We start from the raw sequence: 20,992 nt of genomic DNA, 5'->3' as shown, positions 1-20,992 counted from the left end.
GAAAATTTCATTTTTTTGACAACGATTTCAAAAATCACTTGTTAATACTATACAAGAGAGATAATTTATGGACACATCTAAAGCAAAATCACTTCAGAAACTTGATGTTAATGGCACAACCTATCATTACAGTTCGCTGAAAAACCTTCCCGGAGGTTCGGTAGATCATCTTCCGTTCAGTATCCGGATTTTATTGGAAAATGTACTCCGCAATTTTGACGGGTTCAGCATTACCGATGAACATGTCAATACATTGCTTCACTGGTCACCGGCTCCCGTAGACAAAGATATACCCTTCAAGCCGGCCCGTATTCTGATGCAGGATTTCACCGGTGTACCCGCTGTCGTGGATATGGCCTCCCTGCGGGCAGAATATGTACGCCACGGAAAAGACGGACAAAAGATAAATCCGGCTATCCCCGTGGATCTGGTAATTGACCATTCCGTACAGGTAGATTACTTCGGCACAGATTATTCCTATGATAAGAATGTACAACTCGAATATGACCGCAATACCGAACGCTATGAGCTCCTGAAATGGGCGCAAAAAGGACTCCGTAATTTTACAGTTGTTCCTCCCGGAATGGGAATCTGCCATCAGGTCAATCTGGAATATCTGGCCAAGGGAGTCATCAGCAGAGAAGGCTGGTTATTTCCGGATTCCTTAGTCGGTACTGATTCGCATACCCCGATGGTAAATGGTATCGGCGTCATTGGCTGGGGTGTAGGAGGTATAGAAGCGGAAGCCGCAATGCTGGGGCAGCCCATCTTCTTTACCTGTCCTGAAGTCATCGGTCTGAAACTTACCGGAAATATCCCGGATGCCTGTACCGCTACTGATATGGTACTTTCCATTACCAAAATATTGAGAGATAAAGGAGTAGTAGGCAAATTTGTGGAAGTCTTCGGCGAAGGACTAGACAACCTGACGGTAACGGATCGCGCTACAATCTCCAATATGTCGCCTGAATTTGGCTGTACTGTCACCTACTTCCCTATCGATAACCGCACATTGGAATATATGCATGCGACCAATCGTTCCAAAGAGCAGATAGAGATTGTAGAAACCTATTGTAAGGAAAATCTGCTGTGGCGAACCGGCAATGAGACCATCCAGTATTCGTCATTAGTCGAATTTGATCTGTCTACATTAGAACCAACCGTTTCAGGACCCAAACGTCCGCAGGATAAGATCATCGTGAAAGAACTGGGAAGCAAATTTGCTACCTTGCTGGATAAAGAACACAACAGAGAATACCAGCCTTTTCAGGATCGCCGTGAAGCGGCCTGGCTGGCAGATGGCGGATCAGGAACTGAATTCACCTTCGGAAAAGTGCCACTCACAGCTCCTAATAATTTTCAGGTAGATAAAGAAGCCCTACAGTCCGTCCGTATCAAGCATAAGAATAAAGAATTTATCCTGAGCGATGGCAGTATCGTGATTGCAGCCATCACCAGTTGTACCAATACCTCCAACCCTGCCGTCATGATCGGCGCCGGACTACTGGCCCGCAATGCGGTAGAAAAAGGATTACGGACCAAGTCCTGGGTCAAAACATCTCTGGCTCCGGGATCTAAAGTCGTCACTCAATATCTGGAACGGGCCGGACTGAATGTAGATCTGGATGCCTTAAGGTTTCATACCGTGGGATACGGCTGTACTTCCTGTATCGGCAACTCAGGCCCGCTTCCTCCGCATATCGCTGAAGCCGTAGATAAAGGCGAACTGGTAGTGGCATCGGTGCTCTCCGGCAATCGTAATTTCGAAGCACGTGTACATCCGCAGGTAAAGATGAACTTTCTGATGTCACCTATGCTCGTAGTTGCCTATGCACTGGTGGGTCGTGTAGATATCAACCTGCTGGAAGATCCGCTGGATTATGATCCGAATGGCAATCCGGTGTATCTGAAAGATATATGGCCGAGCCGGGAAGAGATTATCCGGACCATCAATGACTGTGTGAAACAGGAAGATTTTCAGGAAGTATATGACGTCATCTTTGACGGGTCTACAGACTGGCAGAATCTGCAGGTCAATCTGGAACAAAACTACGAATGGAAATCAGATTCTACCTATATCAAGGAATCACCATTCTTTGAGGGGCTGAAAGAGACCTTAAATCCGGTAACAGATATCAAAGACGCACGTGTGTTATTATATCTCGGAGATTCGGTCACGACAGACCATATCTCCCCTGCCGGCTCGTTCAAAGATAACACTTCTGCAGGTCAGTACTTACTGGCTCACGATGTCGCACAGGCTGACTTCAACTCTTACGGATCACGAAGAGGGAATCACGAAGTCATGATGCGGGGTACTTTTGCCAATGTACGTATTAAAAATAAGATCGTTGAAAAAGAAGGTGGATACAGTATCTATTTTCCAGATAACGAAGTGAATACCGTATATGAGACCGCTATGGCCTACCAGAAAGATCAGACACCACTTATTGTATTAGCAGGTAAAGAATACGGATCAGGATCATCCAGAGACTGGGCAGCTAAAGGAACATTTCTGCTGGGTATAAAAGCAGTTATAGCCGAAAGCTTTGAACGTATACACCGCAGCAATCTGGTCGGTATGGGCGTAGCACCGCTGGTATTTGTAGAAGGTCAGAATGCCGAATCTCTGGGACTGGACGGAACAGAAACATTTACCATCACGGGACTGGCCGAAAACCTGAGTCCGCATAAATTACTGGACGTCAATGCAGTACATCCTTCAGGCAAAGCGACTGACTTCAAAGTCAAAGCCAGACTGGATTCCGCTATAGAGATAGAATATTACAAGAATGATGGTATCCTGCAATATGTATTGAGAGAATACCTGAAGAATAATTAACAAGCTAAATGAATATAGCACCTACCCCTGAAAATTTCAGGGGTATTTTTGTTTCCTGTAGTAAGGAAAAAGGGAAATTCTTTGTCTTTTTTATAAGTACCCTTTCACACTTTATAAGTATTCGGAGCAACACCTGCGTACCTCACCTATCCCTGCAATCTTCATAATTGTTTAACACTAATAAAATACAGTATAAATAAACATTGTTTAGTATTACAAAACATTTTATATATTTATACTACCATTATGATAAAACAGGGCAATTTTCTGGTTTTTGAACAATCTAACATGCCTCCGGCTGTGCACAGCCAGCCTGTCCGATCGCTCTCGGAGGGAGAAATATTAGTAAAAATCTGCTATATCACCCTTTGCGGAAGTGATCTTCACACCTATTGCGGTATACGTCAGGAACCCTGTCCGACCATTCTGGGACACGAAATTGTAGGCGTCATTGAGGATATCGCTTCTGATTATAAAGCATATGATGCCATCGACAGTACCTTGCAAAAAGGCGATCTGGTCACCTGGACTGTATTTGCCAGTGATCCACAGACAGACAGCTACAATCCGGATATTCCACAGAAAAATACAGCACTTTATAAATACGGGCATCGTCAGCTTACAGAAGCAGACAGTTTCCATGGTGGGGTGGCTACGCATATTATATCATTTGTCAAACCACAACAGATCAATAATTATGAGTAAAATTAAATTAGCCCTGTTTGATATGGCCGGTACGACCGTACAGGACAATCGTGAAGTCGAAAAATGTTTTTTTGAAGCCATCCGGGCAACACAACTGGAAGTGTCTTCAGAAAAAATAAACAGCATGATGGGCTGGTCCAAATACCGGGTATTCGAAACCATCTGGAAAGATGAAATCGGGGAAAATCATCCCTCGTTTAAAGACAAAGTGGATGAGTCCTATGCTTTTTTCTGCAATACACTTGAGCATCATTATGAAACATACGGCGCAAAACCTTATGACGGAGTACCGGAAGTATTTGAATTCTGCAGAGAAAATGACATCCGGATCGCATTGACTACAGGATTTTACCGTAAGGTTACCGCTATAATTCTGCGTAAACTGGACTGGGATAAAGACCTGGACAGTAATTACATAAGACTGCATAACACTTCGAACAATATTATCAATTGTTCTGTATCCAGCAGTGATGTCGTAAACGGCAGACCTGAACCGGATATGATTCATCTTGCGATGGAAAAATGTCAGATCCGTGATGCAGCTACGGTTTTCAATATCGGCGATACGCCTTCGGATTTACAATCCGCTCACCGCGCTAATGTTGGATATTCTGTAGGATCACTCTACGGAACACATACAGTGCATGAACTGAATTATTATCCCTCGGATAAACTTATACATCAGCCATTGGAAATTATAGAACTCATAAAAGCCTTATAATACAGGAATTACTGTTAATTTAAAAACCAGTTATGATAAACAGAAAATCATTTTTAAAAATCGGAGGACTGGGGATCTCCGGTCTTCTGCTGAGTCCCGCACTTGCCTCTGCCAGAACAAGTACAGATAAAGCCAGTCAAAGGATCCGGTTCGGTGTAATCACAGATCTGCATTATGATCTGATGCACGACAGCGAAAAACGGGCAGCAGCCTTTATTGAAGCAATGAAACAGGAAAAACCGGATTTCATTATCCAGCTGGGAGATTTCTGCATGCCCAAACCTCAGAATAAGCCTTTGATGGATATATGGAACAGCTTTGAGGGTGAAAAATATCATGTGCTCGGCAATCATGATACGGATGGCGGATATACGAAAGAACAATCGCTGGCATTCTGGTCCGCTGAACGCCCCTACTATTCGTTTGATAAGAATGGTTTTCACTTTGTTGTCCTGGACGGTAATGAGAAAAGTGAAACAACCGAGATACCGGGTTATCCGCGAACAATCGCAAAGAAGCAACTGGAGTGGCTCAGAGACGATCTGCAAAAGACTTCTCTAAGAACCGTAATCTTTTGTCATCAGGGGCTGGAAAATACCTTAGGCGGACTCGATAACGGAATGGAGGTCCGCTATCTGTTAGAGCAGATAAACGAAAAGGCAGGATTCAAAAAGGTCATCCTCGTATTGACCGGGCATCATCACATGAACTATCATAATGAAATAAACGGGATACATTATGTGCAGATCAACAGTGCGTCCTATTACTGGGCAGGTGAAGATTTCAAAAACCAGGCATTTTCAGAAGACTTTTACAAAAAACACCGTATACTCCAATATACACTGGTCTATGAGGAACCAATCTGGGCTATGATCGATATTAACAATAAGAATAAAATCTCGATCAAAGGCAAAAAAACAAGTATGGCCGGCATACCTCTGGAACAGACGGGAATTGATATTTACAAAGACGTATATCCCATTAGTTCGGAAATCGATTCCAGAATACTTAAATACTAAACGACAACGCACCTGAACAGATTCAGGGGCGTTGTCGCTTTTATGAAATCAGCTTTTTACAGCCTGTAGTTTGCTATGAAACCCGTATATCTATCACTATTATTTCATCTTAAAACAATGTACATTACCTGAAAAATCAGCAACATACATATAGTGGTCTGCAAGAGTTGCCTCGGCGAATATAGGAGCTCCCAATGTAATAGCCTGTACCAGTTTACCGCTCTGATCAAGCACATAAAATTGTCCGTCCGAAGCGCCGAAGTACAGGTTGTTTCCGACAGCAAGTACACTGCTTTCTACCGTACGGACCGGTTTGTGCTGATCCGGACTGGTATAGGCCGAAGTATACACCAATGCTTCTCCGGTGTTAAACTGCCATTTTTCTTCCAAAGTCTTCATATCGTAACTTTTTACACCGCCTACTGATGTAGGCATGATCAGTTCCCCGTTTAAAAGCAGAGGCGAGGCCATTACCTTAAATTCATCTTCAAAAATCTTCTTTCTAACCGTTTCTCCGGTTTTCAGATCCAGTACAAACAAACCGTTGAGTCCAGTCGTGTATACATACTCACCATCAAAACTCACACCCCCGCTTCTGAAACGAAGTCCGTCATCATTTCTCTTCCACAACAACTTGCCTGATGCAAGGTCATGTGCAAATAAGCTATTCCAGTTGCTGCCTGTGATCAGTACATTCTTAGCGATCAGCATAGATCCGGGCATCCCCTCGCCACTATTCCAATCCTTATTCTGCCAGATTACATCTCCTGTTTTGACGTTTAAGGCCGACAGGTATTTACCATATCCGGTATAATAAATACCTTTATCAACGACACCTCCGGTTACATATACCGGCAGCGTTCCTCCGCTAAGGCTCTTTGTCCATTTGAGCTTTCCGGTTTTGATATCCAGCGCATACACATTTCCGGCACCATCCGTAGCTAATACAAGCCCTTCAGCTACGTTCAACTTATTCTTAACAGAGCTGTTTGTATGATAAGACCAGATCTCTTTTCCGGTCTTTTTGTCCAGAGCGACGATCTTGCTTTTGTCTGTCGTACCGTCATCAATAGTCGCAGCTAATACCATATCATCCACAACAAGCGGACTTGCTTTCCATACACTCGCCCCGATATTGGCACTCCATATCAGCTGCAAAGCCTGATCAGCAACGGTCTTTGTTAACGCGAAAGGTTGCTTCTTTAATTCACGTTCACCGTTGGCATATACAACTTCAGTCAGCATCTCATAATTTACACCGTAAGACACTTTACCTAATGCACTTTGTCCTCTCCAGTTCCAGTCGCTCTGTTGCTGCAGTGTCTCTTTGGCAATCTGTTTGCCACTCTGATCATAGATATAAGTATAAGCTCCGGTTACCGCTCGTTCACTATCGTAGATATTGACATTTATATCCAGTTTATTTCCATTAAGGGTATTCATACCGGATACGGCAGGACTTACGACAGCTACATGCCCTTTCAGATTGGCATATACTGGCTGTACGTGAGTGACTCCGTCCTTACTGATATCAATAGCCATAAACTGACCTGCAGAATTATCGATTCCACCTTTATTCGGAGCTCCTGTGGAGATCACATATACATTACCTTCGCCCACGCGTTGCACAAAATTATTATGCCAGTGTCCAAACAGCCAGGCTTTCAGATTATACTGCTTGAGATCAATCTCCTCAGTCTTACCTTTCATCACAAAATCTTTCCCTACTGCAAAATCATGATTGATAAAGATCAAAGGTTTATTCTTATCCTTGGCAGCCAGATCCTTCTTCAGCCACGCGATCACCTGATCCTGCGTATAACTGGGAGCATAGTCGCCACCGGCCATAGGTGTCACCACAAAGTGGGCCGGACCGGCATCAAAGGAATAATATGTCGGACCAAACAGATCCTCAAATAATTTTTCACCATATTCACCTTTTACCAGATCATGATTACCAACTGCATAATATGTAGGTCGGCGCATCAGTTCGGAGTTTACCTGACGGGCATGAAACTGCATACCCGGTTCGTAACAGATATCGCCGGTATGCATGATAAGTGAAGCACCCTGCTCGCGTGCATAATTACGTACATTGTCTATCCACTGCCCGTAAAGCGGAGTTTCTGTATCCGTTATCTGAATAAAGCGTAGTTTATCCGCAGACTGAACTTCGTCTTTTACGAGGCTGAAGTCATATGTTTCATCCGCTTTGGAAAGTTTAATATAATGCGTTTTTCTGGCCTTATAACCCGATGGAACGGTAATGAAAAGAAAACGGGCTTTTTCATGAGGTTTAATATCAAATTTACCATTCGCATCCGTTTTGACAATATCATATCCGTCCGATACGAGGATATCTCCTACTCCTTTTTCATTCAGATCCGGTTTCTTATTATCGTTAAGATCGATGTAAACCTGTCCGTGATACTGTGCATGTACCAGTTGAGCAGTTAAAAATGCACTGATAAGTAATATTTTTCTCATGATGACATAGGGGCAAACTTTGCATGTGCAGCAGCTTGCTGAAAATTATTATTTTAGATTTGATTATTCGTTTTTTAATGATGCAACATACTACAATTACACCCATTGTTTATAAATATTAAAAAATACAAAAACGAAAGGCATATATTTTGGCAAAAGTAACAGCCATAGTTTAGCATTACTTAAACTCAATGTTAAATAAAAAATTTTATCCTTGCAAAATAATTTGATTTTTAGTCTTCCCTATCTCCTTCTTTTTCAGGTCCGGACGCAATATGAATGTCCTGTTGAGGAAACGGAATGACAATACCCTCCTGCCGGAAATGCTGATGTATAGCCTGCATAAGGTCGCTTCGGATCTGCGAAGCATCTCTGAGGCTTCGTACCCAGAAATATAGATCAATATCTATCGCACTTGCGGCAAACTGATTATACTGTACGACAGGCAGAGGAGATGTCAGGATATTTACCTGCTTGCCCATAATAAGCAACAGCAAGTCGCGGATATGTTGAAGATCGCTGTCATAAGTCACACGCAAGACAATATGCATACGCTTTTTATAGCCGCCTAATGTCCAGTTGATCACATGAGAATTGAGCAGATCCCCGTTAGGTAAAACAAGATCAGCTCCGTCAACAGTAGAAATGACACTGCTTCTGAAGCCGATAGATTTGACAGTCCCGCCTTGTCCGCCCACCTCGATAACATCACCTACATTCACAGGTTTTTCAAATGCAATGATCAGTCCGCTCACCAGATTATTGACGAGCGTCTGTAAACCAAATCCCACACCTACTCCTAATGCGCCTAAGATCAGTGTAATTTTGTCCATCGGTATACCCGCCGCAGCAAAGGCAAGAAAAAGTCCAAGCACAATAATCGTAATCCGGATAAGCAACAGCCAGCTACCCACTTTCAATTTCCGCTTATGTTTTTCTTCCTTACTGTTCCATTGCTGATCGGAAGCAAAATAAGAAACTACTTTTGAGACCACTGTAGTCACGATCATAATCACGATAAAAGTCAAAAGATTGCTGATCGAAAAAGTATAGCTGCCTAATGCATGTTCCTGCTCGAAAAAATTCTTTAACGGTTCGGATATCTGCCTGAACTCATAAAAATTACGGCCAAACAACACAAACCAGCCAATCACCAGAAAGATGTAAAAAAATGTAGGTGCCTGCGTCCCTACCCGGTTGTAGTTCAGATAAAACAATCGCTGTTCCTGATGCGTGTACAGCATAGAGGCAAACTGCAGCCCCTCATTAATTAACCGCACCACCCATAAAAACAGAATCGTGATCATCACACTTAGCAATCCGGATACCATCAGCACCTTGGCCAGATTATACTGACCAAAGATGTCACTGATACATGCGATCAGTGTAAATGCCGTCATCAGCCCTATCGGGTATAATATCCAGCGCTCCCGCAGCTCCTCCTGTTTCTGTCTGTTGATCAGGGCATACAATCCGATGCAGAAACTACATGCCGAAATAAGCAGGATACACCATCTTTCAGGACGTGATGCCTGCAGGATCATATTATCCATACACGCCAGGACAAAAAGTGTAAACAGTGCCAGCCAGATCCTCATCCAGTACTGGCTTATGTAGGTCCGAAAGATAACAGAAAGCAATATACCGGAGAGTATCCATAACAGCGCACTGAAAATAAACGGCGGAGCAGGAAAGATAAACTGGAATATACTGCAAACAATAATTATCGCCGAACATACCGGATAACGGATGACAAGTCCGTCTGCCTTCTCTCCGCTTTTTTCCTGCTGACTTGTCAATGCCTTTTTCAACGAAGTCAGATAGTAAGCAGAACATAAAACCATAAGGATAAGAAAAAGAAATTTACCCCAATGTGCCTTGAAATAAAATACCGTTACCAAATAAGCCTTATGTACAGAATAATACAGAAGTTCGGAAAAAGGACGGTCAAAAGTATTAGGTTGCCATATATTTACAAATTCTTTATTAAAAATGCGATCAGCTATCTCCTTCTGGTAAAAGTTGATCTCTTCCATATGCGCATTCAACCGGAACAGCTCCAGGTTGATCTTTGTTTGTATATGCTGAATATTATAAATAGCAGTCTTTAAGGATTGTGTGACCGGAGATATCTCTACCGCTACAGCACGAAGCTGTTGAATATAGTTGACAAGTTCTGCCGAATCTGTCGGAAACTGAAATAAGGAAGGATCATTTGACAGGGAATCCAGCGCAAAACGAAATTGTATAAGTTGAGTCTGATATCGGTCTATTCTGCTTTTCTGGGTAGCCACATCTTTGGAAAGGCCGACCAGTACATTATAGGTCGTCGTGAGATTGCGGTTCGTCTGTGCTGTTCCTAAATGATTAAAAACCCCGTCTCCGGCTATTTCATGCCATTTTATAATATTATCCAGATCCGAATTGATCTGTAAGGAATCCACTCCGTTTTTAAGAAAAGCACGTGCCCGCTGATTCGTTCGTTTGATCTGCTCCAGAATCTCATTCTGGCGTACCATAGCACGATCCGCGTTATAGTCTAAACGGCTTCTGGCTGCAGATTGTTTTGCAAAGTCCTGCATCTGACTTACAAAATCCTTCTTCACAGCCGTATCCTTTGCTAACGTATCAGATTGCACAATACCTCCATAAGCACAGTTCAGAAGACTTATAAAAAGGATAACTATACTAAGCTGTTTCATATTCGGTTGGTAGATATTGCATAAAAATAAAGCATTTCATGCATATTATCTACATCGAGAACAAGAACTTAATCTATATTTTGATTGGATAAAGACTTAATAATCTCTGCGGCTTTCGACGGTATAGGTAAAACTTTCTGCTCTGTAATAGCCCAGATTATATTCAATAGGACGTCCGGACTGATCATACACAAAACGCTTTCGGGATAAAATGGGATCTCCCTGATTGATTTCCAGTTTGTCTGCTATAAACTTATTCGCGGCTTTAGCATCTATTTCCTCCTGAGAAAGATCGGCTATAATATGGTGATCCTGTTCCAGTATCTCGTACAACGGACGCTTAAAATCCTCATCACCCGTCAATCCTATACGCGGATGAAAGTAAGAAACAAAATATACAAAAGGATCGTCCTTCTTTCCTCTCAGACGTTCCAGTTTCAGGATTTTCTGATCTTCCTTTATATCAAAAAAATGCATAATACTTTTCTCCGGAACTACCCAGCTCACATGTAATTCAAAATTTTTGACTTCTATTCCTCTGTTTTTCATCTCCTGAGAAAAGCTCAGCCAGTTTTTAGACTTTGAGCTGAATTTGGAAGTGACGACCTTAGTGCCTACTCCTTTCTTACGGACCAGCAGCTCTTCATATACCAGCTTATTGATAGCCAGACGAAGTGTCGTGCGTGAAATAGCAAGACGACGCGCCAGTTCTACTTCATTGGGTAATAACTTGCCGTCTATATACTCAGGATCTTTGATAAGTTCGCGAAGTAACATTTCGGCCTGTATGTGTAAAGGAACCGGACTCTTGTGGTCTATCTGAAGATTCATAATACGCGGGTAAAATTTTCTGCTTTGCTGTTTCAGTAGCTAAAGTAACATTATTTGGAGAATTAAAAAAATACACATATGTTTGTATGTATGTACATATTAAAATAACCAATGTAAATTTATGAACACACTCTTTAAACTTATTATTGCAACGGTCTCTTTGGGCGGGCTGCTTTTCGGATTTGATATGGCCGTTATTTCGGGTGCAGTACCGCTGATTAAAGCCCATTTCAATCTGACCCCCGGTCAGGAAGGTATGTTTGTCTCTTCAGCATTGGTAGGGTGTATTATAGGCGTCATATTTGCCGGACGCTGGAGTGACCGCTTAGGCCGAAAATCTACTCTGGTTATCGCAGGCACATTGTTTTTAGTTTCAGCAATCGGATGTACATTCAGTCCGGATTTTATCTCTCTGCTGACCAGCAGATGGGTTGGCGGTCTCGGTGTGGGTATTGCCTCCATCGTTGTCCCCCTCTATATTGCAGAGATATCACCAAGCCAGTACCGTGGCCGTACAGTGACGATCTATCAGTTAGCTATTACGATAGGTATACTGGCGGCCTATGTCAGTAATGCGCTCGTGCTTAAATATGATCTCAGTATCGCTGCCGAACATTGGCGCATGATGTTTCTGCTTGGCGCAATTCCCGCATTACTGTTATGTCTGGGACTATTTATAGTACCCGAAAGCCCCAGATGGCTGATTCAGAAAGGGAAAGAAAGTATGGGATATAAGATACTTGCCCGGTTAAATATCAACGACCCCATTACTCCGGTGGCTCAGCAAGAGCGTCAACATGTATCTCTATTTTCCCCGGTCTACAGAAGAGCCTTTATATTAGGGCTTCTGCTTCCTTTATTTTCACAATTGAGCGGTATAAATGCTATCGTTTACTTTGGCCCCAGCATTCTGCTTCAATCCGGTCTGTCCCTTGACAGTTCAGTACAGGCACAGGTTTTCTTCGGACTGGCCAATGTGATCTTTACCTGTGTGGCGATCTGGAAAGTAGATACCTGGGGCAGAAGACCGCTGTACCTCACCGGTACATTAGGAGCTACGATCAGCTTATTATTAACAGGCTGGTTTCTGAGTCAGGATATCCATACGTACGGGAATCTGCTCATCGTTTCCATCCTCTGTTTTCTACTGTTTTTTGCCTTTTCTATAGGTCCTTTAAAGTTTGTGGTTGCATCAGAGATATTCCCTGCGGCTATACGCGCACGCGCCATGGCGGTCAGCATTCTGGTTATGTGGGTCGCAGACGCCATTATCGGTCAGCTCACTCCTATCCTGCTCGATCAGTGGGGAACAGCATGGACATTCCGGGTATTTGCCATCTGCTGCGCGATTGCCTTTATTACAGTCTATTACCTGTTACCTGAAACCAAAGGAAAACGTCTGGAAGAAATAGAGGCATACTGGAAATCGAAAATCAAAAAGTAATATTAAAAAAGATAAATATAATTAGTCATATCATAACATGGAAACCGAAGTAAAAGATAACAGCATAAACTATACTATATTGCCCACACATAAAGCCAAAGGTCACATCTATAGCGGATATGATTCTCTGGCCACAGCTCTGTCTGAAGAATCACTCTATATACTTGACGGATATATCGGAGTGAACTGGCAGGAAATTGTTGAAGGGCTTGAAACTGCTTTTCGCAAAATTGCGGTAAATGTCCGTTTTATACCTTTCGAAACGGCCCTGAAAGAAACACATGAAATCGAGGATATGGTACAGCCTTTTTTAGGTGCTGATGACCCCCTGTTCGGTTACAGAACGGATCTGTCCATCACAGATTTTTATGATCTGGAAAAAGTAAAAATGCTTGTACCCGCGCATGCTGAAGGATTGACGATACTATACGGTACAGGCGCAGCATGTTACAATACAAAGGCTCCCATTGCCTACTTTGATTTACCTAAAAATGTACTTTCGCAGCGCATGCGTCAGGGGAAGGTTGACAATCTTGGTGCAGATTTTCAGGACGACAAGAAGCAGATTTACAAGCGGTTTTATTTTGTGGATTGGGTAGTATTGAATAAGCATAAGAAAAATATATTACCCCGGACAACCATTATGGCGGATCAGCAGCTGAAGGAACGTATCTCCTGGATGTACGGCAAGGATCTGCGTGACACCCTGAAAGATATGTCTACCTCCTTCTTCAGAGTAAGACCCTGGTTTGAGCCGGGCGTCTGGGGCGGACAATGGATGAAAAAACACATGAAGCAGTTGGATCAGAACGTAGAAAATTACGCCTGGTCTTTTGAGATGATCGTTCCGGAAAACGGACTGGTATTAGCTGACGGAGATCATCTTCTGGAAGTTTCCTTTGATCAGTTGATGTATACTGCCGGCGAACAGGTGCTGGGCAAAGCGCATAACCGGTTCGGAGATGAATTTCCGATACGCTTTGATTTCCTGGATACGTTTGACGGAGGGAACCTTTCTATACAGTGCCATCCGGGCACACAATATGCGAAAGATCAGTTCGGCGAAAATTTCACACAGGACGAAACCTACTATATTGTCGACTGTGAGGAAAATGCAGAAGTGTATCTGGGATTTCAACAGGATATACAGCCTGATAACTTCCGAAAAGCACTCGAAGAAAGTTTTGAAAACGGCACTGCTATCGAAATTGAAAAGTATGTTCAGAAATTCACGGCTCAGAAACATGATCTCTACCTGATCCCCAACGGTACAGTACACGCATCCGGAAAAAACAATCTGGTGCTCGAAATCAGCGCCACACCTTATATTTTCACCTTCAAAATGTACGATTGGGTACGTCCGGATCTGGATGGGAAGCCCAGACCACTCAATATAGCACGTGCATTTGAAAATCTGGATTTTTCACGTAAAGGAACCGTAGTACAGGATACATTGATATCCAAACCAAAGGAAACGGCATTGGATGTAAATACAAACTATATAGATCTGCCGACTCACGAACAGCATTTCTATACGATTTGCAGATATGACTTTACTGATCAGGTATCCGTAGAGACAAAAGGACAATGCCATATCCTCATGCTGGTAGAAGGCTCGGCAATAGAACTGACTACCGCAGACGGAAAACAAGAGGTCTTTCATTTTGTAGAAACGTTTGCTGTACCTGCTGCTGCAGGCTCATACAGGCTGCGTAATCTGGGCGAAACACAGGCAAAAGTAATTGTATCATTTGTCAAAGATGAAGCCTGCTAAACTATATAAAACAATCACTTATAAACGATAAAATAATGAATAGAATAGCCTTATTAGCCTTAGCAGGTCTGCTCACTGCATGTGGATCTTCTGGCGGCAAGACAGACTCAGCCGCGCTGTCCAAGCGTATAGAAGCAGACTCTTCGCTACAGATCGTCAAAGATAAAGCGCTGGAAATCGTAAAATCCGGATTCAATGCCGGAGACGGATACAGTGAAGTATGGATCAGAGATTACAATACATTTATCACAGTCGCCACAAAAGTACATCCTCATGAATTGATTAAGGAACAACTGCTTACGTTTTTACGCTTACAGGGGGAAGATGGTAATATTGCAGACGGTTTTGTCACAAAAGCAAGTCTTAAAGGCAAGCCTTCAGATTATTACACGATTACCAATGTGCTTGCTCCGCAGTTTGCAGCCCATAAGAATACGGTAGAAACAGATCAGGAAACATCTCTTATACAAGCAGTACACAAATACATCAAAGCAACAAACGATACCAGCTTTCTGGAAACCGAAGTTGGCACTTCTACTGTAAAGGAACGTATGGAACATGCGATGGATTTTCTGATGAAGCACCGATACAATGAGAAGTACGGCCTGCTCTGGGGAGCAACGACTGCAGACTGGGGTGACGTACAGCCGGAACATGACTGGGGTGTCCATCTGGATGAAAATTCTCATCTCGCTATCGATATCTATGACAATGCTATGTTTCTGATCGCATTGGACAATTATATGGATATGATTCCTGCGGCGGCTAACAGATGGAAATTGATACGGGAGCAGATAGCAGGCAGCACAATGCAACATTTATGGGATGACAAGAATCAGAAGTTTATACCCCATATCTACCTGACTACTTCTCCATTTGACAAGAATTTTGATGAAAATCAGATCTACTATCACGGAGGAACAGCGGTAGCAATAGAAGCTAATTTACTATCCAAGGAACAAATCAAAACATCTCTTGATAAAATGATTGCCAATGTCAAAGCTTCCGGAGCGGCGACCATTGGACTGACCTTATACCCGACCTATCCGGAAGGATCATTCAAAAATAAAGGTATGCACCCTTATGGTTATCAGAATGGTGGTGACTGGACATGGTTTGGCGGAAGAATGATTCAGCAACTGGTCAAAAACGGATTTGAAAAGGAGGCTTACGAACAGATAAAACCTATGCTTGACAGGGTCATCGCCAATAAGGGATTTTTTGAATGGTATACCAAAGACAATAAGCCTAAAGGGTCAGGAACATTTCGGGGTGAGGCAGGTGTATTATACGATGCCATTGTAATGTTGGAGCAGGCACAGAAATAACAAAAAAAAATGTGCTATCCAAAAAGGTTGGATAGCACATTTTTATGCGATTCTATAGTACCTACCTACGGATAGGCAATTCTACAAGGATTTGACTTGACTTTTTTGGGCATCCTCGTTTCGTTATTCGACAGACCAATTCCCTTTCACTTTTAAGGAGAACCTGTTCCGACATGTCGGAAGGGTTAGGGAGAGGTTTTGCATAATTTCAGATATGCAATTCTCAAAGGGTTTGACCGGACTTTCGAGACACCTTCTTCAATATAAAAGGTAAATTCATTTAAATATTTCAATTGCCCGGGGATTAATTCCCGGGCAATTTTTCTACATATACTTACTGTGCAACCGGAATACCTCCCGTTCCCCAGTTTTTGTTAGGCATGGATCCCATTTCCAATATCAGCGTACCACCTTTCAATACTTCTGAAGCAGGAAACCAGCAGTTATTAAGTTCCACTCCATTTAAGGTAGCTTTCTGGATATACATATTCTTTTTACTGGTATTCCGGGCTTCGATCACAAACTCTTTTCCCCTGCCATACCGGTTACCGAGATCAAGGGTCACTTTCTCAAACAGCGGACTTCCTATCTCATAAATCGGATCTACTCTGGTCCCTCCGTCCATCTGAAACAATCCGAGAGCATTCATCACAAACCAGGCACTCATCTGACCCTGATCCTCATCGCCAAGGTAAGCATTAGATAAGCCATGTCCGTAATAGCGTTCCATAATTGCCCGGCTCCATTTTTGCGTAAGCCAGGGCCGTCCGACCCAGTTAAACAGAAATGCAAAATGCATAGATTGCTGATTACCCTGTACGACCGGATAATCCCAGTACTGATCATTCGGACCATTAAAGCGCCATTTGTAACTTTCCTCAAATCCCCACTCCAACCGTTTCAGAAATGTATCCTGTCCGATACGTTTTGCTAATCCCGGTATATCCTGTGGCACAAAAAAAGTGAGCTGCCAGGCATTTCCTTCAACATAATGTTCGTTGGCACCCGATTTAAACGGATCAAACTCCTTATACCAATCTCCCTTAGCATCCCGCATGCGGGCATAGCCGGTCACGGTATCGATTGCATTTTTCCACCATGATCCGCGTTCTCTGAATTGAATAAATTCCTTTTCCTTATTTAAGGATCTGGCCATTTGCGAAACAGTCCAGTCGTCAAAGCTATATTCCAGTGAATTGGAAAACCGTCCCTGATCATAGGGTACATACTGATGTTGCAGATACGTCATCAGATCCCTGTTGCCGGCATACCCGCCTTCAACCGGAGCAGATGCTGTAGTCTGCATTTTGACCATTGCTTCAAACGATTTGTGCACATCATAATCCCGGATTCCCATCTGATAAGCACTTACCATAAGAGGTATTTCGTGCTCGGCTACCATTACAGGAATATACTCCATACCAGCAGGGCCTTTAGCCAGCCAGCCATTGGCGTCATACATGGCCAGCTGTGAGCGTACCCATTTGCTTGACCATTCCGGAGTCACCAGATTCCAGAACTGATTCAGGTTCCAGAACGTATTCCAAAAAGCATCACATCCGAGCGCCACATCCGTGGAGCCGGGAAGTTTGCGAATCTTTTCATCAGCAGAAACCCAGCTTCCGTCCACATCACTGAATGTATTTCTGCTGGCAAGAGAACGGTACATATTGGTATAAAAACGCTCCTTTTGCAACTGATCATTTGAATTTATCGAAATTCGTCCCAATTGTTCATTCCATACCTGCCTTTGACGGGCATATACCTTGTCAAAGGACCAGCCAAATGGCTTACTGATCTCCTCTTGCAGATTCAAAGCTGCATTTGCGATACTCACATAAGAGATTCCGGTTCGCAACTGTACAGTTTTATTTGTTCTGGTATCAAACTCGAAATACATTCCGGCATCGCTTACTTCCGATTCATCCAGTGTTTGCTGCCTCAGTACCTGCCCGTTTTTCCAATATCCGAAATTCTTGATCGGACGGTCAAATTCCATTACAAAATGTACATTATACTCCTGATCAATATCTCCGGACCATACGTGCTGGGACAGTTGTCTGCTCACTCCCTCTATGCGGTAATCGCTTATTTTGGTCAGCTTTACGGCTTTGATTTTGTAATCATACTCTGTAGGCAATTGCAGATCAATCATGATCCGCCCGGTATCCGCACGATGATACGTATACTTCTGGAAGCTGGTTCGTGTACCTGCTGTCAGTTCAGCTGTAATATCATAATCCGTCAGATCCACTCGATAATACCCCAAAGGAGCCTTTTCGGTTGTCTTATCGATGCGTGATCTGTATCCGCTATCCGGATTATCCTGATCACCCATATGAATATTAAGCTTTCCTGATACCGGAAAAGTACCCAGACCTGTCATCGTCCATTCGTGGATATGGCTGAATGTTCCGATAGATTCTATAGTAGGATCATATCCGGCCTGCCATCCGCTTCGCTGATTGTCGGGACTGAGCTTGACCATACCGAAGGGCATCCAGGGTCCCGGCGCAATCATCCATCTGGAATGTGCTGTTCCCATCATCGTGTTGACATAGTCGGCCGGACTAACGAGCTTTTGTGCCGACCGTTTCACCGTCCCTGCTCCTATTTTCATTCCGTCTGCACGGATTTCGTAACGACTTGTTTTGGGATTTTTCACTGCCGGCATAAGAGCTTCCAGGACATACCTTCCGGTATCCAGATACTGCTTCAGAATGCTGTTTCCATCGAGCATAACCTCTAGTTGCGCATGTTCTTTCAGGGATGACACATCCACTAAAAGAGCCTGAAATTTTTTATTTTGCTTCTCTGTTTCATAATCCGCAGGAGATACGGACTTCAACCAGGCGGTACCAGGTTTCAGGATATGGACATGTGGCGGACCGTAGAGTGCCAAATCATCAAATACCAGCCATCCGCCCTGCAGGGTAGTCAATGTGATATGGTTTGAACCGTCTTTCAATAGTCCCTCAGGGATTTCAATCCGAATGTTTTGGTTTTCGGCCCGGTCAAACGGACCTACCGGATTTTCGTGGCCATTTCCCTTCTTAAGCGGAAAGTGGTATGGTTTACCATTGACAGATATCTTAAATGAGGGAGCCTCCTTGGGATCGGTCTGCAAAATATTGATTTCAAAACCGAATTTATCCTTTGCAGAGAGGTGCTCGAGTCCAAAATCAATATTCAAAAAATGGGAACGTATACCTGCAGTTGGTCCCGTTCCTCCCCAGCTGTTGACCGGTCCGGGCAAGACATAAGGCCAATCGGTCTGACTATCTGAATGACCGATCATAAATGACCGGTCTTCAAATCCAAAATCTTTCTCAATAAATTGTTTATAGGCATCGGAAGACAATGCCATTCCTGCCGGACTATGATCTTTCTTTCCTATCTGCCAGATCACTTTAGCGATGTGCTGTGCCTTTGTCTGAAAAACACAGCCTAACAACAAACAGATCAGACAACTTATTTTAATTATGTTCACTTTAGACTGTATACACATATTTTTTCTTCTTTAATATCCCGGATTTTGCTCCAGAAGCGGATTTCGCTGTAATTCATCTGTAGGAATAGGCAACAAAAGGTTTTTCTCCAGAATGATGGCTCCTTTATCATTTGCATGTCCTATCACCGCTTCAAAATTAATATTTCCGTCATTAGTACCTGCAGGAACCGGAAACATCCTTGTGCGCTGTATATCAAACCATTGTCTCCCTTCAAATACAAGTTCGCGATAACGCTCTTTCCAGACTTCCTTTACAAACTGATCTGCCGGAAGACTGCCCAGTTGCTGGCGGATAACAGCCGGATCTGTCCTCCAGTACGCCCTTGCTCTTACCTGACTGAGGTAATCCACCGCTTCTGCTGTGACACCTTCCGAAAGTGCTATCGCCTCTGCCGCCATCAACAAGACATCAGGATAGGTATATATCGGTAAATCTTTGCCTGAGGTCGCTGTCTCAAATGATGCCTGATCATCCTGCCACATGTAAGGCGCAGTCGGAAAATTAAGGATCGTTCCGTTTGCCCTTTCCAGTGAGGAATGAAAAAACTGCTTTTCCTGTATACGAAGATCATCTGCAGCACCATAGCCTTTCAGAAATTTAGACGAAGGACCATAAGCATTATTGGTAATCGCAAATACAGTAGCAGAAGTAGATATCGTTGGAAAAGCCCAATGTGCATGCGTGGAAGTCGATATGCCTACAGTAAACTCATAGGAATAAATATACTCGTTGCTGACATTGTCGACCAGACGTAATTTGTTATAGGCTGTACTTTTCAGGTTGACAGATCCGTCCGGATTACGATAGTGTGTAGTGAGCTGATAAACGCCACTCCTGATAATGGCACGTGCTATGGCCGCACTTTTAGCATATTCATTCTGCTGTAACGGGTATCCGCTCATAGTCAGATAGACATCGGCCAACAGCGTTGCAGCCGTACCTTTACTTACTCTGCCTGCATTTGCGGACATCGTCTTATCCGGAAGATTTCCCTGATTGACAGCAAAAGTCAGATCCTGTACAATCAAAGTATACACATCTTTTACTGGTGTACGCTTCACATTGATGTTTTCCAGATTCTCATAAGGCTCGGTTATTAAAGGGACATCACCAAACATCCTGACCAGTTGAAAATATCCCTGTGCTCTGAAAAAATAAGCTTCTGCCAGCAACTGACTGCGTTGGATATCAGACAGTCCCGGTGTTGTCGGGATATATTTGATCGCATTATTTGCTCTGGATATCCCCCTGTACAGAGTACTCCATATATCGTGAAAATAAGTGGATAGATTCGTTGCATTAAAGGTCATATTCTGTGCATGCTGTACATGTACTTCCTGCCCCTTGAAATCATTGTCTATATATCCGGTAAGATAAGGGCCAAAAAACATCTTGGAGCCGGAATAATGAGCCCCTGCACCATCATACAGCTGTGGAGCTCCATTTCGGTACAAGCCGTTTACAGCATTAGTAGCATGCTCGGGTTGGGTAAAATACTGGTTGCCGGCAAGTTCATCCTTCGGATTTTCTTCCAGAAATTTTTTACAGGAAGTCATCATGGCGAGCGTGATGATTAGTAATATTATAGTCGGTTTCATGAGTTGTTATATTAAGATTAACATAATGG

At 43.2% G+C, this 20,992-nt stretch carries 12 protein-coding genes; 7 read left to right on the top strand and 5 right to left on the bottom strand.

Features of this window, described 5'->3' with window-relative positions; translation table 11 throughout:
- The first annotated feature begins 67 nt into the window (after positions 1 to 67).
- From acnA to I6J03_RS17885, 4 genes are all read left to right on the top strand, one after another.
- Positions 68 to 2,842 carry an aconitate hydratase AcnA gene (gene acnA / locus I6J03_RS17900; RefSeq protein ID WP_003003333.1) on the top strand — a complete coding sequence of 925 codons (2,775 nt, stop codon included), beginning with the start codon at positions 68 to 70 and terminating at the stop codon, positions 2,840 to 2,842.
- Positions 2,843 to 3,088: 246 nt separating this feature from the next.
- Positions 3,089 to 3,547, top strand: coding sequence for an alcohol dehydrogenase catalytic domain-containing protein (locus I6J03_RS17895; protein ID WP_003003336.1), 459 nt, complete (start codon positions 3,089 to 3,091; stop codon positions 3,545 to 3,547).
- Positions 3,540 to 4,268 (top strand): HAD hydrolase-like protein, encoded by a 729-nt coding sequence (locus I6J03_RS17890; RefSeq protein ID WP_003003337.1) that lies wholly within the window; start codon positions 3,540 to 3,542, stop codon positions 4,266 to 4,268. Before I6J03_RS17895 ends, I6J03_RS17890 begins: the two co-directional genes overlap by 8 nt.
- Before the next feature lie 32 nt (positions 4,269 to 4,300).
- A complete protein-coding gene (locus I6J03_RS17885; protein ID WP_003003340.1) occupies positions 4,301 to 5,287 on the top strand; it encodes a metallophosphoesterase family protein in 987 nt (328 codons plus the stop codon).
- A gap of 99 nt (positions 5,288 to 5,386) precedes the next feature.
- Here the strand turns inward: I6J03_RS17885 and I6J03_RS17880 are convergent, their stop codons facing one another.
- The 3 genes from I6J03_RS17880 to I6J03_RS17870 all read right to left on the bottom strand — a co-directional run bounded on the left by I6J03_RS17880 (position 5,387) and on the right by I6J03_RS17870 (position 11,307).
- Entirely contained in the window at positions 5,387 to 7,774 is a 2,388-nt protein-coding gene (locus I6J03_RS17880) for an outer membrane protein assembly factor BamB family protein (protein WP_201693878.1), read from the bottom strand.
- 233 nt (positions 7,775 to 8,007) lie between these two features.
- Positions 8,008 to 10,476, bottom strand: coding sequence for a mechanosensitive ion channel family protein (locus tag I6J03_RS17875; protein ID WP_003003346.1), 2,469 nt, complete (start codon positions 10,474 to 10,476; stop codon positions 8,008 to 8,010).
- Positions 10,477 to 10,572: 96 nt separating this feature from the next.
- Complete coding sequence (locus I6J03_RS17870) at positions 10,573 to 11,307, bottom strand: GntR family transcriptional regulator (protein ID WP_002996222.1); 735 nt, start codon at positions 11,305 to 11,307, stop codon at positions 10,573 to 10,575.
- Positions 11,308 to 11,428: 121 nt separating this feature from the next.
- Here I6J03_RS17870 and I6J03_RS17865 point away from each other — a divergent pair, with 121 nt between their 5' ends.
- Genes I6J03_RS17865 through I6J03_RS17855 form a run of 3 tightly spaced genes read left to right on the top strand, consistent with a single transcriptional unit; the run spans position 11,429 to position 15,853 of the window.
- Positions 11,429 to 12,751 carry a sugar porter family MFS transporter gene (locus I6J03_RS17865; protein ID WP_003003349.1) on the top strand — a complete coding sequence of 441 codons (1,323 nt, stop codon included), beginning with the start codon at positions 11,429 to 11,431 and terminating at the stop codon, positions 12,749 to 12,751.
- Positions 12,752 to 12,788: 37 nt separating this feature from the next.
- The gene (locus I6J03_RS17860; RefSeq protein ID WP_003003351.1) at positions 12,789 to 14,525 is read left to right on the top strand and encodes a class I mannose-6-phosphate isomerase; all 1,737 of its coding nucleotides are present in this window, start codon (positions 12,789 to 12,791) and stop codon (positions 14,523 to 14,525) included.
- Positions 14,526 to 14,560: 35 nt separating this feature from the next.
- The gene (locus tag I6J03_RS17855; protein WP_003003354.1) at positions 14,561 to 15,853 is read left to right on the top strand and encodes an amylo-alpha-1,6-glucosidase; all 1,293 of its coding nucleotides are present in this window, start codon (positions 14,561 to 14,563) and stop codon (positions 15,851 to 15,853) included.
- Positions 15,854 to 16,187: 334 nt separating this feature from the next.
- On the opposite strand, the gene I6J03_RS17850 is transcribed toward I6J03_RS17855, so the two are convergent.
- Both I6J03_RS17850 and I6J03_RS17845 read right to left on the bottom strand, forming a co-directional pair.
- The gene (locus I6J03_RS17850; protein WP_232279611.1) at positions 16,188 to 19,343 is read right to left on the bottom strand and encodes a GH92 family glycosyl hydrolase; all 3,156 of its coding nucleotides are present in this window, start codon (positions 19,341 to 19,343) and stop codon (positions 16,188 to 16,190) included.
- A gap of 30 nt (positions 19,344 to 19,373) precedes the next feature.
- Positions 19,374 to 20,963 (bottom strand): RagB/SusD family nutrient uptake outer membrane protein, encoded by a 1,590-nt coding sequence (locus tag I6J03_RS17845; RefSeq protein WP_003003361.1) that lies wholly within the window; start codon positions 20,961 to 20,963, stop codon positions 19,374 to 19,376.
- Positions 20,964 to 20,992 lie beyond the last annotated feature (29 nt).

This window comes from Sphingobacterium spiritivorum (assembly GCF_016724845.1).
In the GTDB taxonomy this organism is placed as follows: domain Bacteria; phylum Bacteroidota; class Bacteroidia; order Sphingobacteriales; family Sphingobacteriaceae; genus Sphingobacterium; species Sphingobacterium spiritivorum_A.
Note: the sequence above shows the minus strand (reverse complement) of the source record. Positions and strands in the feature narration are given on the sequence as shown.